This is a genomic window from Myroides sp. C1519 (assembly GCF_038039755.1).
Taxonomy (GTDB): Bacteria; Bacteroidota; Bacteroidia; order Flavobacteriales; family Flavobacteriaceae; genus Flavobacterium; species Flavobacterium phaeum_A.
Map to the genome: position 1 here is coordinate 22,546 of NZ_JBBPHM010000013.1, position 15,664 is coordinate 38,209.

General features: G+C 31.2%; 12 protein-coding genes. 7 read left to right on the forward strand and 5 right to left on the reverse strand.

Features of this window, described 5'->3' with window-relative positions:
- Positions 1–10: 10 nt before the first annotated feature.
- The 6 genes from AABL81_RS08730 to AABL81_RS08755 all read left to right on the forward strand — a co-directional run bounded on the left by AABL81_RS08730 (position 11) and on the right by AABL81_RS08755 (position 10,330).
- Positions 11–1,558 (forward strand): histidine kinase, encoded by a 1,548-nt coding sequence (locus tag AABL81_RS08730; protein WP_233269242.1) that lies wholly within the window; start codon positions 11–13, stop codon positions 1,556–1,558.
- Between the two features lie 111 nt (positions 1,559–1,669).
- Positions 1,670–4,264 (forward strand): zinc-dependent metalloprotease, encoded by a 2,595-nt coding sequence (locus AABL81_RS08735; protein ID WP_158210213.1) that lies wholly within the window; start codon positions 1,670–1,672, stop codon positions 4,262–4,264.
- A 32-nt stretch (positions 4,265–4,296) separates the two neighbouring features.
- Positions 4,297–7,656 carry a SusC/RagA family TonB-linked outer membrane protein gene (locus AABL81_RS08740; protein ID WP_341340833.1) on the forward strand — a complete coding sequence of 1,120 codons (3,360 nt, stop codon included), beginning with the start codon at positions 4,297–4,299 and terminating at the stop codon, positions 7,654–7,656.
- A gap of 11 nt (positions 7,657–7,667) precedes the next feature.
- Complete coding sequence (locus AABL81_RS08745) at positions 7,668–8,996, forward strand: RagB/SusD family nutrient uptake outer membrane protein (RefSeq protein ID WP_341340834.1); 1,329 nt, start codon at positions 7,668–7,670, stop codon at positions 8,994–8,996.
- A 244-nt stretch (positions 8,997–9,240) separates the two neighbouring features.
- Complete coding sequence (locus AABL81_RS08750) at positions 9,241–10,002, forward strand: LytR/AlgR family response regulator transcription factor (protein ID WP_158210210.1); 762 nt, start codon at positions 9,241–9,243, stop codon at positions 10,000–10,002.
- A gap of 100 nt (positions 10,003–10,102) precedes the next feature.
- Positions 10,103–10,330: a hypothetical protein gene (locus AABL81_RS08755; protein WP_090409024.1), complete on the forward strand. Its 228-nt coding sequence runs from the start codon at positions 10,103–10,105 to the stop codon at positions 10,328–10,330.
- A 3-nt stretch (positions 10,331–10,333) separates the two neighbouring features.
- On the opposite strand, the gene AABL81_RS08760 is transcribed toward AABL81_RS08755, so the two are convergent.
- Positions 10,334–10,831, reverse strand: coding sequence for a YkgJ family cysteine cluster protein (locus AABL81_RS08760; RefSeq protein ID WP_158210209.1), 498 nt, complete (start codon positions 10,829–10,831; stop codon positions 10,334–10,336).
- Positions 10,832–10,893: 62 nt separating this feature from the next.
- On the opposite strand from AABL81_RS08760, the gene AABL81_RS08765 reads away from it, so the two are divergent.
- Positions 10,894–11,604, forward strand: a complete 711-nt coding sequence (locus AABL81_RS08765; RefSeq protein WP_341340835.1) for a class I SAM-dependent methyltransferase — start codon at positions 10,894–10,896, stop codon at positions 11,602–11,604.
- Positions 11,605–11,664: 60 nt separating this feature from the next.
- Here AABL81_RS08765 and AABL81_RS08770 read toward each other — a convergent pair whose 3' ends face one another.
- The 4 genes from AABL81_RS08770 to AABL81_RS08785 form a co-directional block, all read right to left on the reverse strand.
- Positions 11,665–12,087 (reverse strand): DUF2059 domain-containing protein, encoded by a 423-nt coding sequence (locus AABL81_RS08770; RefSeq protein WP_341340836.1) that lies wholly within the window; start codon positions 12,085–12,087, stop codon positions 11,665–11,667.
- Positions 12,088–12,122: 35 nt separating this feature from the next.
- Positions 12,123–12,758, reverse strand: coding sequence for a 7-carboxy-7-deazaguanine synthase QueE (locus tag AABL81_RS08775; RefSeq protein WP_158211344.1), 636 nt, complete (start codon positions 12,756–12,758; stop codon positions 12,123–12,125).
- A 117-nt stretch (positions 12,759–12,875) separates the two neighbouring features.
- A complete protein-coding gene (locus AABL81_RS08780; RefSeq protein ID WP_158211343.1) occupies positions 12,876–14,528 on the reverse strand; it encodes a tetratricopeptide repeat protein in 1,653 nt (550 codons plus the stop codon).
- A gap of 30 nt (positions 14,529–14,558) precedes the next feature.
- A complete protein-coding gene (locus AABL81_RS08785; protein WP_341340837.1) occupies positions 14,559–15,509 on the reverse strand; it encodes a PstS family phosphate ABC transporter substrate-binding protein in 951 nt (316 codons plus the stop codon).
- Positions 15,510–15,664 lie beyond the last annotated feature (155 nt).

The following is a 15,664-nucleotide window of genomic DNA, read 5'->3' on the forward strand; positions in this document are numbered from 1 at the left end:
AAGTCCCCTTTTGAAAACACCTAACAACAGATACATTTCTCGAAAAGCCTTTATTGCAATTGGAACAGCTATTTTAGCTATAACAATGATTTCTATTTACTTCTTGAGTTCGTCTATCAATAACAGTAATCAAGAAACCTATAAATATATTACACAAAAAAACTTTTATCAAAAATTAGGTGCTCTTGAAATGGAGTTTCAGAATTTAGATGAACATCTCTTATCCTTAGGTGAAATTACTGAAACAAGCTCTATTCAAGACCTAAAGATGAAATTTGATGTTTTGTCAAAAGTTTATAACAACGGAAATATAATTCGCTTGAATTGGTTTTTGGTTATTAACGAACAAAACCAAGTTATTGATTATTATCTTGGTGCCAATAGACAATTTCACAATGACCACACTTTTGTGAAGACAATCTTAGCTAATCCAACCTCCTCGGTAGTAAACAATTTTGTTGTTAAAGACAACCATTACTATTGGCTGATTTACAATAGTCGCTCTTTAGAAGATGGCAATAAATTAATCTATGGGATTACTTTAGATATGGAAAGTTTTCATAAATATTTGACTACAATAGATGTTTCAACTCCTAATTATGCATATATATTCACCAAAGAAGGATTGTGTATTTATCATCCTGAGATAAGTATAATAGGAAAAAATGTATTTGAGTTATCAAGTCTAAAACCACAAGATACTATTAGCTCCTTTAAAGCAAAAGAACCTCCTGTAGTACTGTCTGAATACTTAAATTTAGAAGTATTTCGCTTTATAAGCCCTTTTAACTCTAAGAACTTCAAAGGGTATATCACAGTTAATTTTCCAAAGTTTAATGTAGACGACAATGTAAAACCTATTCAAAGAAATACTATACTTATCTTTATTACAACTGTTTCTTTAATTGTAGTACTTTTTTATTTTTTTAGCCAAGCTAACAAACGTGCGCACTTAGAGAAAAAAGAATTAGCAATAGAAAACGAAAAAGTAAATAAAGAGAAAGCGTTAATGCAGTTACAACAACTAAAAAATCAAATCAATCCGCATTTCTTGTTTAACTCATTAAACTCACTTTATATGCTCATTGATATTAATCCAGATACTGCACAAAAATTCACATTAAATCTGAGCAAAACATATCGTTACCTAATTACCCCTCCCGAAGATAATATCGTTGATTTGAATGACGAAATAACCTTTATTCAAAAATATATTACACTACAACAGATTAGATTTTCAAAAGAATTACACTTTGAATTAGTTAATAAGAATGGCAATCATACAGATAAAAAAATCCCTTATTTAGCATTGCAAATTACAGTTGAAAATGCACTAAAACACAATATTGCAACAACTGAAAATCCGCTACTAATTCAAGTCATTATTGAACGAGATTATATTATTGTAACTAACAATTACAATCCTAAAAAGTCTCATCAACAAGGAGAGTTATTTGGTTTAAAATACTTACAATCAATTTATAAATATTACAATAAAACTGATTTTATAGCAAGACAAGAAGGAGATACTTTTGTGTGTATCTTACCTTTATTCTAATTTAAAAAACAACCATTCACTCCATTTTTCAATCCATTCACTCTTTAAAATTTTATGCTTAAAATTAAGGTGAGTAGCTTTAGCGTAATTTAACTATAACTTTAAATAGGAATGAATAAAAACGCGGTAAAACTAACTATCAGTGCATTACTACTTTCTTGTGGGCTATCACAGGCAACTTATGCCTTGGCTCCAAAAAAGAAAGCAACACCAAAAGCTGAAAAAGAAGTTACCAAAGAAAAGGATTCAACAGATAGTAAAAAAAACAACTATGCTGATTTACTAAAGAAAGGAACTTATAAGAAGGGAATGTTCAATACAATTCAAGTAAAAACGGATGTGTATTTTGAAATTCCAGATAGCTTATTAAACCGCCAATTCTTAATTGTAAATAAATTATCCCAAGTTCCTTTAGAAGTTAATGATGCAGGAGCAAATAAAGGAATGAATTATGAAAATAAATTAATTACATTCCACAAAGATACATTAGCAAATAAAGTATGGGTTAAGACAGAAACAACACGCGTAACGTCCCCAGAAAAAGACGCTATAACAGAATCAGTTAAAAACAACTTCATTCAATCTGTACTTGAGGTATTTGATATTGAAGCACAAAACCCTGATTCTACTTCAACAGTTATTAAAGTAAATAAAGTATTTGACGGAAGTCAAAAAAGTTTTAATGACGTATTAACTGGATTAGGACTTCCAACATCTATTAAAACAAACTTATCCTTTATAGAAGGTGTAAAAACATTTCCTGAAAACATCGTTGTGAAGTCATTAATGACTACAAGTGTAAATGAAGGAACTGGAGATATGCCCGTTTCATTAGGTGTGACAAGTAATATTGTATTGCTTGCAAAAGAGCCTATGCAACCTCGTATCGCTGATAAAAGAGTTGGTTTTTTTACAGAAAAAAACTGGTTCTTTAGTGATGCTCAACACAAAATGGAGCAACGAGAATTTATTACTAAATGGCGTATGGAGCCAAAAGAAGAGGATATTGAAAAATACCTTCGCGGCGAATTAGTAGAGCCTAAAAAACCAATTGTATACTATATTGACCCAGCTACTCCACCACAATGGAGACAAAAAATTATAGCAGGTGTTCACGATTGGCAAGTAGCTTTTGAAAAAGCTGGTTTTAAAAATGCCATTATTGCAAAAGAACCAACTGAAGACGACTTAGATTTCGATATTGATGACGTTCGTTATTCTGTTATTACGTATGCTGCATCACCGAAAGCAAATGCTATGGGCCCTTCAGTAATGGATCCAAGAAGTGGTGAAATCCTTGAGGCTGATATTATTTGGTGGCACAATGTAATGACATCTGTTCATAGTTGGATGAGAATTCAAACAGGACCTATTGATCCAAAAGCAAGAGCTAACAAATTTACAGATGAACATATGGGTGAAGCTATTCGCTTTGTTTCGTCTCACGAAGTTGGGCATACTTTTGGTTTAAAACACAATATGGGGGCTTCTTTCGCCTTCCCTGTTGATTCATTGCGTTCTAAAGAGTTTACTGATAAAATGGGAGGAACTGCTCCTTCTATTATGGACTATGCACGTTATAACTACGTTGCACAACCACAAGACGGAGTTACTGCAATTACTCCTCAAATCGGGTTATATGACAAATATGCTATAGAATGGGGATATCGTTGGTACCCTGACCAAGAAACAGAGAAAAAAGCACTTCGCAAGATGATCGAGGACCATCAAAATGATCCTATGTACTTCTATGGAGAGCAACAAAGTTTCTTAAACATCGTTGACCCACGTTCTCAATCTGAAGACTTAGGTGATGATGCTATGAAAGCAAGTGAATACGGACTTGAAAACTTAAAAATAGTAGTTAAAAATATTATTCCTTGGACTTACGACGAGGGAGAGGATTATTATGAAGCTGGTAAATTATACATGGGCGCTGTTGGACAGTGGCAAATGTATAACCAACATGTACTTTCAAATATCGGAGGGGTTTATTTAGACCATGCTGTATACGGAAACAACAAAAAAGCATACGCACCTGTACCTTACGATACACAAAAAAGAGCTGTTGAATACTTGGCTAAACACGCATTAGAAATTCCAAATTGGTTATTCTTTAATGATGTTGTTGAAAAAACATATAGTTTAAAAGACTCTCCTGTAGGTCCATTTGAATATTCTCCTTACTCATTAGCAAGAGAATTACAATACACTACTATATACTATACTTTGATGGACGAACGCTTATTGCGTCTATTAGAAAATGAAGTATTAGAAGCGGAAATGAAAACTGAAAAGAATTTTACTATTAATGACTTGTTTACAATGCTTAATAATGAGATTTTTGCAAAAACAAATAAAGGTAAAGCCCTTTCAATTTTCGACCGTATGACTCAAAAGAACTATGTTGATGCGTTGATCATTGATGTAAACAAGTTATTTGAGAAAACGAATAAAAAAGGATTAGTTGCTAACACATCTTTACAATTTCCAACATTGTGTAATCACCTTGAAGGAGATAAAGAATTGAGAAACATTAACTACACAGTTATGAAAAGAGTATCTGAAGTTACTTCTTATAAAAAAGCTGAGTTAATCAAAATCAAAAAGCAATTATCTAAAAAGAAGAATACAGGAGATAAAGCTACAAAAGCTCACTACTTTGATATAATCAATCGTATTGACGAGGCTTTAAATCTTCAGTAATACACTAACCCTACAATTTTTTAAAAGGAACTATGAAGAAATTTTTCCTCCTTTTTTCACTACTAACTATTTCTTTTGTCTTTGCACAAGAGAAAAGAGTGATTACAGGTTTTGTTCAAGATAGCGTGGACAAACTTGGGTTACCTGGTGCTTCTGTGATTGTAGAAACACAAACTGTTTCTAATGCAACAGGACACGATGGTATAATTGAAAGTACAAGTATCGGTACTATGACGGACTTTGATGGGAACTTCTCATTTCAAGTACCAACAGATACAAAAGCAATTCGAGTTAGTTTTATTGGTTATGAATCTAAATTAATCAATTTAACATCGAAAGAGCACTATGTTGTAACGTTAGGTGCCGATGACAACATCTTAAACGAGGTTGTTATCACAGGTTACCAAACGATTGAAAAAAGAAAACTTACCTCGTCTGTAGCACAAGTAAGCATGGCTGATATTGAGCAAGCTGGTGTTGCAAGCGTTGATCAAATGTTAGCTGGACAAATTGCAGGGGTTGCTGTAACTCCTCAAACTGGAGCTCCTGGTGGACCTGCTAAAATAAGAATTCGTGGTACTGCATCTCTAAACGGACCTCAAGATCCTTTATGGGTTATTGACGGTATGCCTTTAGAAGGTAACGACTTACCTGATCTAAACGATAAAGGAAGTATTGCTGAATTACAAAACTACTCTATCGCAGGTCTAAACCCTGATGATATCTTAGATATCACTATTCTTAAAGATGCTTCTGCAACAGCTATTTATGGTGCAAGAGCTGCTAATGGTGTAATCTTAGTTACCACTAAAAAAGGGAAAAAAGGGTCTATGAAAGTAAACTTTACGGCTAATACTTTCATCAACGAAAGACCTAACTTTAATAAGTTGAATCTAATGAATTCATCTGAAAAAGTAGACTTCGAATTAATGTTAGCTGGTAGAAGTGACATCTATAATACACGTTCTAACCAAGGTGAAGTAATGCGTATTCTAAATGGCACGAACCAATTAGATGCCTACAGAAATGGTGGTTTTGACGCTTTAAGCTATGAAGCACAATCTGCAATTAACAATTTAAAAAACACTGATACTGATTGGGGTAAATTATTATACCGTCCTACTTTTAACCAACAATACGGTTTAAGTATTTCCGGTGGTTCTGATTTATCTGATTACTACTTCTCATTAGGTTATTTCAATGAAGAAGGAACAACTATTGGAACAGGATTTGAACGTTACAACATCACGTTAAAAGACAACTTTCAAGTTAGTGATAAATTAAGAGTTGGTGTAGCATTATTTGGAGCTCAATCTAAAAAGAAAAGCTTTGTTACTGATGCTGATTCAAGTATTAATCCGTCTACTTATTCAAGAAATGCGAATCCTTATTTAGCACCATATAACGAAGATGGTAGCTATATGTATGACAAAGATATATCAGGATATAGTGGAAGATATGTTCCTTTTAACTTTATGGAAGAAAGAAACAATACAAGCTATGAATTAGAAAATAAATCATTAAAAGCTGTATTTGACTTAGAGTACCAAGTGTTAGAAGATTTAAAATTGACTTCTCAATTAGGCTTGCAATTAGAGAATAATGACACTGAAAAGTACTTAGGAAAAGAAACATACTCTACACGAAAATTCCGTGAAGGTACTCGTTACTTCAAAGGAGGAAAACCATATTATTTCTTACCTGAAGGAGGAATTATTGAAAACTTTACTGATAAATACTTCCAATACAACTGGAAAACACAAGCTACTTATAATGCTATCTTTAATGATATGCACGAAATAGATGTAATGGCTGGTATGGAAATTCGTAAAACCGACCGTACGACTATCAAGTCTAAAGGGTTTGGTTATGATTCAAATTCATTAACAACAAAACCTATTGTTTTTCCTGAAGGAAGTACTGACACTACTGATAAACTATACGAAACTTATAAAAGAGCAGAAGATGAAAATGCCTATGCATCATTCTTTGCTACAGCTGCCTATACTTTTAATAGAAAATATACTGTTTTTGGAAGTGTTAGATATGATGGTTCTAACTTATTTGGTGTTGACCCTAAATATAAATATGTACCATTATGGGCTATTTCAGGTTCTTGGAATGTAACGAATGAGAAGTTTATGGAAAATGTTGATTTCATCAGCAATTTGCGTTTACGTGCTTCTTATGGTTTACAAGGAAATATTGATAGAACAACTTCTCCTTTTGTAATTGGAGAATACCAAACATCAACTATATTACCAGGTAATCCAGAAAACACTATCCAAGTAACAAATGCTCCTAACGGAACCTTGAGATGGGAAAAAACAACGAATACAAACTACGGATTTGACTTAGGATTATTCAATAACAGAATTTCTTTAGGATTTGACGCTTATAATAGAAAAAGTACTGACTTAATTGGATTAAGAGCATTACCTCTTGAAACAGGTTTTGAATTTACTAATATGAACTGGGCTCAAATAACAAATAAAGGTTATGAAATTTCTTTGACAACAAGAAATATCTCAAATCCTGGATTTAGTTGGACTACTACATTCAATTTTTCTCACAACAAGAGTAACATTGACAAAATTCAAACATCGGATACACAAAGAACACCTGATCGTGAAGGAAGACCTGTTAATGCAGTATTCGTAATCAAAACTGCTGGTCTTGACGAAAATGGTAATATCTTATTTTGGAAAGATGGGGCAAAAGTTTCGGGTACTGAATTCTTCAAGTTAAAAGATCAAATGCCTGACATCTATCCTGGTTCTGGAGTAATTTCTGAATTAACTGATGAAGAATACAGAAACTTATATTCTTATGCAGGAGATAAAGATCCTAAGTTTACAGGAGGTTTAATCAATACTTTTAAAATTAAAAACTTTGATATTACAGTATCTACTGCATTTAACATCAAGCAAACAGTTTTAAAATCACCTTCGTATAACCCTGGAATGGTTGACCCTGGAAGAAATTATACTACAGATTTATTGAATACTTGGACTCCAGATAATCCAAATGCTACATTACCTGGAATCATTGGAGATGACTATGGAGACCCTTTCAATAACTTAAGTAATGACAATTGGATGATGGCGAAATGGTTTACTGGTGGGGATGCTGGAAACTCATATAGATACTTAGATATTTGGAAAAAAGATATTAGCTATTTGCGTGTTAGTAGTATTCGTTTAGGTTATACATTACCTAAAGATGTTTTAAATAGATTAAGATTAGACAATGTAAGATTTACATTAGAAGGTCGTAACTTATTTGTTATTGGAACTGATTACGATGGTTATTTTGATCCTGAAACGTATGGTAATATCTACGCTCAACCTATTCAAAAATCAATCACGTTAGGACTTAATGTAACTTTCTAACAAAGACTAAAATGAAAAAAATATTAGTATTACTTAGTGGTTTACTCTTAGGAGTAACCACTATAAGTTGTGAAAAATTTCTTGACATTGAACCTCAAGGAAAGATTATCCCTAAAACAGTGGAAGATTTTCGAAAAGTATTAACTTCTGCTTATCAAGGTTATCCTAAACATAAATCTTTAACTAACTTTCGTACAGATGAAATTTTCATAGAAGCAAATGGAGAAAACTTTGGCTTCTTAGGTGTTAAAGATGTTTATACCTTTCAAGATGCTAATCCTGACAAACAAACCTTGGAATTTGGATATGACCAATTTTACAAAACAATCTTCTATGCTAACCAGACGATTAATGAAGGTGTTAATACAATGGAGACTGGGGATGAAAAAGAGCAATTGTTAGGAGAGGCTTATGCTATTAGAGCAATGGCTTATTTTGACTTAACAAACCTGTATGCTAAGCCATATAACCCTGCAACTGCTTCAACTGATTTAGCTATCGTATTGCAAAACAAAATTGATATTGAAAACAGAAAACCAAAGTCAACAATGACTGAAGTTTATGCTCAAGTTCACAGTGATATTGATATGGCTAAAAAGCATTTGAAAGTTACTTTCTATGACGCTGGTAAAAACTACCGTTTTACACAAGCTGCTATTTATGCTTTAGAAGCAAGAGCAAACTTATATCAACAAGAGTATGAGGCTGCACTTGTAAGCATTGATAAAGCGATGACGTATAAAAGTGAATTACAAAACTTAAATACAACTAAAGATATTTCTGTTGCAGATTTTAAATCTGTAGAGTCAATCTTAGCTTTAGAAACTGCTTTACAATCAACTTTACAATCGTTGACTTATGTATCACAAGATCTATTAAATGCATTTGATAAAGAGAACGATTTAAGATTTGCTGTATCTTTTGAAAAATCTGGAGACTTTTATGTTCCTGTAAAAACAGGTAAAGACAACCAAAAGGTGTCTTTCCGTACATCTGATTTATATATGATGAAAGCAGAGGCATTAACTCACTTAAATCGATTAGGAGAAGCTACTGATGCTCTTAAAACAATCATTAACAATAGATATAAACCAGAAGCAGCGAGTAAAGTAATAGCTTCTCTAAATGGTTTAGATCAAAAAGCGATGATGAATGCAATCTTAGATGAAAGCTTTAAAGAATTTGCTTTTGAAGGACGTAGATGGTTTGACCTAAGACGCCTTGATCAAAAAGAAATTAACCATAAATTAGGTACTCACGTATATAAACTAATTGAAAACGACGTAAGATATACATTGCCTTTCCCTAAAAAGGCAAGAGAAAATAATCCAAACTTATAGTTTGAATTCTCTAAGAATACTTTAAACAACAAGGAAAAAAGGAAGCGTAACGCTTCCTTTTTTTTTGCTTATAACTATCATAATATATCCAATCATTCGTATCATATTTAAACCTATTGTACTCAATGAATGCTCTGAACATCCACCTAATAAACTACATTTAAAACAACTCTACAGTCCTTGTACAGAGATATCTTAATATGTATTCATAAATTTTATACTTTTGTAAAAACAAAAATGACAAATGAAAATTGCCATTGTAGAAGATGAATTCTTAGCATCTACGTATTTAAAAAAACTATTATTAAAACAAGTTGTAATTCCAATTGAAGATATAATAATACTATCTTCAGTAAGGGAGGCAATCCTTTTTTTTACAACTAATACAGTCGATCTAATCTTTATGGATATTCACCTCGGTGATGGCAAAAGTTTAGAGATTTTCGAACAAGTAGAAATTACTACACCAATAATTTTTGTAACTGCATTTGATTCCTATGCCATTCAAGTTTTCAAACAATTTACTATTGACTATATACTTAAACCATTTGAAAAACCGGAACTTGAAAATGCTTTAATTAAGTTCAAAAATATCACACAAAAATTTGAAATTACACAAACATTACACACACTTGTCCAAATAGAAGAACAAACGACTAATGAATATAGAAAAAGATTTTTAGTAAATAATGGACATAAATTAAAATCTATTGAAACTGCTGATATTGCCTATTTCTTTGCTTCGGGCAAGCATTTATTTATTCATACTTTTGACAACAATAGCTACATTTATGACGATACTATTAAAGATATTATCAATAAATTAGATGACAAAGTATTCTTTAAAATTAATAGAAAATACATTATCAATCGAAAAGCTGTACATCATATCGTAAAACACAATAGTCAAAAGATCGAAGTTATCCTTACTCCTAATCCAGAAGATAATAATACTATTTTGGTCAGTAAAAACTGTATTTCTGAATTAAAAGCTTGGTTAAGCTAATTAAAATAACATATAAACTTTGTTGTAATTTTAAGAAACTCTGCTATAATAATTTATTATATTTGAAGAAATCAAACTGAGAAAAACTAAAAATTACATTATGAACATAAGTGATCGCTTAATCGATTTCGTTGATAGAATACTTGACTTATTTAAAGCAATTAAAGGATATTTAAACAATGCAGTTGCTTTTTTCGAAAAGTTAAAGAATATGATTTTAGAAGTTGTTGAATATTTCAAAGATAGAATTGAAGATGCTGTAGATAGATTAGAAGATCTAACAGACGAACAAATCCTTTCTTTAGAAGAAGAACACTTCTTTATATAATTTTTACTTTAAAATTATTTTTTTCTTCATCTCCTCTACTACTTCAAATGCAGCTGGACATATAGCTACATTTTTTAATGTTAGATTAGCTATTTGATTAAATTTTTTACGATCTGTGTGTGGGTATTCTCTACATGCTTTAGGACGTACATCATAAATCATACAATAATTCTCAGCATCTAAAAAAGTACAAGGAAGACTTTGTAAAACAAAATCGCGATCCTCATCAATCTGTAGATAGGTATCTATAAATTGTTGGGGTTTCATTTTTAAATGCTTCGCTATTCTTTCTATATCAGCATTGGTAAACAACGGTCCTGTCGTTTTACAACAATTAGCACAACTTAAACAATCTGTACGCTTAAATACACTATCGTGTATTTCTTGCATCTTATAATCTAAATCTTTAGGTGCTTTCTTTTTTAATTTATCGAAATACTTTTTATTTTCATTATGCTTATCTTTGGCAACTTTAGGAAGTTGTTTCAGTATTTTATCCATGGAAATTATTTTACTGCAAAATTACAATAACTCCTTTTTAAATTTAAATGAATTAAGAAATAATGAAAGATCTTTTAGGAAAAGCTATTTTAGATTTTCAAACAAATAACAACCCTCAGTCATTAATTACTGAGACAGACATTTCTGAAGCAGAAGAAATGGATATTCAATACCTTTTTAGATCGTTTAACGAAATGCCTAAATTGGAACAATTAGCTTTAAAAAAATGTAGAGGTAAAATACTTGATGTTGGTTGTGGTGCTGGTGCTCACAGCATATACCTACTTAATAAAGGATTTGATGTGAAAGCAATTGATATTTCTGCAAACTCTATAGAAGCTTGTAAACTAAGAGGTATTGAAAATGCAGAAGTAAAAAACATTTTAGATATCAAAGACGAAAAATTTGATACAATCTTACTATTAATGAATGGTACAGGTATTTTTGGAAGACTAATAAATACTACTAAATATTTAACTCATCTTAAGTCATTACTTAATCCTGGTGGACAAATATTGATTGACAGTTCGGATTTAATATACATGTTTGACGAAGATGAAGACGGTGGTAAATGGATTCCAATGGATAATAAAGATTATTATGGTGAATTAGTTTTTACTGTAGAATACAAAGGAGAAATTGAAGAACCTTTCAATTGGTTATACTTAGATTATAATACACTACAAAATGCAGCTAATGCGAATGGTTTAACCTGCGAATTACTTCAAGAAGGTAATAATTGTGACTATTTAGCTAAACTTAGCCTTACATAGCCTAAAATAGGATTAGATAAATAAAAAAGCGTCTGTATAATTATACAGACGCTTTTTTATTTATTCTCCAACTTTTGAATCATCTCCAAGATATTTCATAAAAATACCTTGTAAACCCATAGCCCATTCAGTTCCTACTTCTTGTCCTTTCTCGAATAAAACTTCATTTTTATCACTTAGTTTTTTTCCAATTGGTGATTCATAAAACTGAATTAACTTCTTAATATCATCATGAGTAAACTCAGTCATATACATATCAGCCATTTTATCTAATAGAAGATTTAAACTTCCCTTCAACTCTTTGTTAAAGTCAGCTCTCTTTTCCTCTGCTACGTCATTAGCTAAGTCTTTGGTTAGTAACTCAAACGTTTTTAACTGTCCGCTTAACTCCATATATTTCTTAGTATCAGCTTTAAATACTTCTTGTGCAAAAGAGAACTGAGCTACAAATACTAAAACAAATGATAGTAATATTTTTTTCATATTTATTTTTTTATCAATTGTAAAATTAAACTTAATTAAGGAATATCCAAATATTTATGTGTTTGCATAGATATTTTCCACTTTGGATTTTTCTTGACGTATTCTACAATTAATGGTGTCATCTCATCTCTCTTACTCCACTCCGTTTGTAACAATAACAAAGCATTATCATTTACTCTTGCAGCTTGTTCTTCTGCAAATATGAAATCATGCTTATTATAAATAACTACTTTCAACTCATGTGCTGCATCATAAACACTTTGTGTAGGCAATTTATTCTTTTTAGGAGACAAACAAATCCAATCAAAATCTCCACTCATTTCATAAGCCCCTGATGTTTCAATATTTGTTTGCATACCTTCTTTCTTCAATTCACTTGTAAGATAATCTAAATTGTACATCAAAGGTTCCCCACCAGTAATAATAACAAGCTTACCTTCGTTTTCAGATGCTTTAGCTACCATATCTTCCACTGTAGTCAATGGATGTAGTTCTGCATCCCAGCTTTCTTTTACATCACACCAGTGACATCCAACATCACATCCACCAAGTCTAATAAAATATGCAGCATGCCCTGAATAGAATCCCTCTCCTTGAATAGTATAAAACTCTTCCATTAATGGTAATTCTTTTCCTTCTTTCAATGCTTTATTGTTTTCCTCTTTCAACATTTTACTTTTCATTAAAGTGCAAAGATAAGCGATAAACAAAACAAATATTAGTTATAATAAAAAAACTCATCTAATTAAAGATGAGTTCTTAATATGTTTTAGTTTTAGTAATTGAGATTACTGTAATGCTTTAATCGTGTTTTTCGCAAATTCATTTGATGGATCAAGAGATAATACTTTATTGAATGTATCTATTGCTTCTTTGTTATCCTCATTATTTGCATAATACGTAGCGATTGATGTATAAGCTTCAATTACTTGATCTTGATAATCTGGGCTATTCAATGCTTGTTTATCCTCTAAAGACTTAATGAATCCTTGGTAAGCTTCAAAAACGCCTTTAGAAGCAGTTTCTGTCTTTAGATAACGATTTGTTCTTGCTTTAAAGAAGTAAGCCTCTGAAATACTTGGATCCAATACAATAGTTTTGGCAAAATACTGATCAGCTTTTAATAAATCTTCTTGTCCTTGCGCTTCATTACTACTACCCAATTGATAATAGCAATAAGCAGTATAGTAGTTGTCATAACTCACATTAGGTTGATCTTTGACTTCAGCTGAAATACTAAGAATATCTATCGCTTGTTTATACATTGACTTTCTATATAAATCAACACCTAAACCATTAAATTCACCTGCAATAGCAGGCTCTACTTTTATAGCTTCTTTTAAATTCTTAACTCCTATTTCGTAATTTTCTTTACTGTCTTTTGATAAAGCAATATGACTTAATCCTAAATACAAATAATCACGACCAATAGCTTTTGAGCTAATACCTAAAAACTTTGTCATTGCATCAATTGCCTCCTGATATTTTCCATTTTGATATGATGCGTAACCTAAATAACGAAGAATACGATTATTTACTCCTTTTACATTTTTAAGATTCTTTGCTAAATCTTCCAAAGCTTTATAATTATCCGTCAACAATAAAAAATCAGCATATTTCATCTGCGCATCAATCGCATTGTCTGAAGCGACAATATACTTTTTGTAATTTTCATTAGCATTAATTATATGAGCTTCCTTATTATCATTGTCTCTCCTCGACAATAGGTAATAATTATCAGCAATTTCTCTAAAGGCTGGAGCATAATTACTATTTACAGCAAGTATCTCTTCACACGCTCTAATAGCCTCTTTATAACCACGCCCACGTTTAGTAATAATTGCCAATTGCAACTTAGCATCAAGTAAACCTTCATCATAAGAAATTGCATTTCTAAAAGAAGAGAAAGCTTCATTAAAGTCTTTCAGCTCCATATATGCTTTTCCCATTACATTATGTGCTTCTGCAATTGTATAATCTTTTTCAATTACAGAACTGGCAATTTTCTGTGCCTCTTTTGGAAGACTATTCATTGAATACAAATAAGCATTTGCTACTAACAACTGCTCGTCATAATCCTTTTTACGTATTTCTGATAAAGCCTTGTTTAAAAATTCTTTTGCTCTGACAGCATCATTCGCCTCTAAAGCCAATTGTCCTAAACCAATATTATTTAAGAAGCCTTTACTTTTAACAGCGATACCTTTTTCAAAAAAGAAGCGTGCAGAATCAGCTTGCTCCTCCTTTAAAAAAACATCTCCCAAATAATAATAATTTTTACCATCATTGGGTTTATCAATAACTAATGAACGTAAGATTGCTTTTGCTTTATCCAATTGCTCATCTTGTATAGCTTTTTTTGCGGTCTCCAAATCTTGTGCAGTCATAGAGCTACTAACTATACCTGCTGCCAATAATGACAAGACCATTTTTTTATTCATAATCATGATATGGTTGTTTTATAGATATTTCTATATTTCTTTACGAACGTTAAGTTCTCTTGGTGGTACTTTAAATGGCACTAAACCCGATTTCAAAACAATACGTTGTCCCTTGTATCCAGCGATATAAGATGCAAAACCTACACCTAATCCCGATTTTCCTTGAATATCAATCACGTAATCTTTTCTAATTAAAGGATAAGTACCTTCTGCAATATTATTTTGAGTTGCTTTATAGTATTTTCCATCTTCATAATTCTTTACAGCTAATACTTTAATTCCTTCTAACAACTTTTCAGTAGATACTGTTGGTTGTACTAACCAATTTAAACCAATAACGCCTATTGCATTTTTATTTTTACTTACATACTCAATTACAGCATCGGTATCTTTCAAATAATAAGCATAATCTTTTGGAAACTCAGTAACATTTGCCGCTTTTCTAAAAGCAGAAGATACACTTGAATTAATATTATCAAATACCAAAATTGTTTTATCCTCTGCATCGACAGATTTACTCTGTAAATTTTTAATAACATTATTGTAATCAATAACACTGTCATTATATGTTTTATTGGTTACAAAAACAATCGCATCAGAAGCAAAATGAGTCATTTTTGGAGTAACGCGACCTTTAAAAAGTTCTAATTCTTTTTCATCTAATTCGCGTGGCAAAACAGCAATTCGAATAGAATCATTAAGTAATAAATTTAAAATCTCCTGTTCAGTGTGTTTAAGTAAATTAATCTTGATTCTATCATACTCATACATAAAAATCTCGTTAACATCATTAACAATAGGGAAGATAGACTCATCAACTAAAATATTCGTCTGTCCTGAAACCGGTGTTTCTTCTAATGTACTAAAATCTATTTCTTCTTTTGTTACATGATCAACCTTTTTTTTACATTGTACAAAAGCTACGCTAACACAAGATAATAATGCAACACTGCATAATAATCTAAAACCTCTTTTTTTCATTAGGTATGAACTTACTATAATTGTTATTCCCTAAAGATAAAAAATTAAAGGAACATCCAATAATAGAAGTTCCTAAATAATCGAATTCTATATATTGAAAAAACACTATAGATATTAAAAGAACTACATAAGAAATAGTATATACAAAAAAAGCT

Excerpts from the sequence above, each read along its gene's own strand:
- AABL81_RS08735 (WP_158210213.1), top strand. The coding sequence starts at position 1,670 with ATGAATAAAAACGCGGTAAAACTAACTATCAGTGCATTACTACTTTCT.
- AABL81_RS08740 (WP_341340833.1), top strand. The coding sequence starts at position 4,297 with ATGAAGAAATTTTTCCTCCTTTTTTCACTACTAACTATTTCTTTTGTC.
- AABL81_RS08745 (WP_341340834.1), top strand. The coding sequence starts at position 7,668 with ATGAAAAAAATATTAGTATTACTTAGTGGTTTACTCTTAGGAGTAACC.
- AABL81_RS08750 (WP_158210210.1), top strand. The coding sequence starts at position 9,241 with ATGAAAATTGCCATTGTAGAAGATGAATTCTTAGCATCTACGTATTTA.
- AABL81_RS08755 (WP_090409024.1), top strand. The coding sequence starts at position 10,103 with ATGAACATAAGTGATCGCTTAATCGATTTCGTTGATAGAATACTTGAC.
- AABL81_RS08760 (WP_158210209.1), bottom strand. The coding sequence starts at position 10,831 with ATGGATAAAATACTGAAACAACTTCCTAAAGTTGCCAAAGATAAGCAT.
- AABL81_RS08765 (WP_341340835.1), top strand. The coding sequence starts at position 10,894 with ATGAAAGATCTTTTAGGAAAAGCTATTTTAGATTTTCAAACAAATAAC.
- AABL81_RS08770 (WP_341340836.1), bottom strand. The coding sequence starts at position 12,087 with ATGAAAAAAATATTACTATCATTTGTTTTAGTATTTGTAGCTCAGTTC.
- AABL81_RS08775 (WP_158211344.1), bottom strand. The coding sequence starts at position 12,758 with ATGTTGAAAGAGGAAAACAATAAAGCATTGAAAGAAGGAAAAGAATTA.
- AABL81_RS08780 (WP_158211343.1), bottom strand. The coding sequence starts at position 14,528 with ATGAATAAAAAAATGGTCTTGTCATTATTGGCAGCAGGTATAGTTAGT.
- AABL81_RS08785 (WP_341340837.1), bottom strand. The coding sequence starts at position 15,509 with ATGAAAAAAAGAGGTTTTAGATTATTATGCAGTGTTGCATTATTATCT.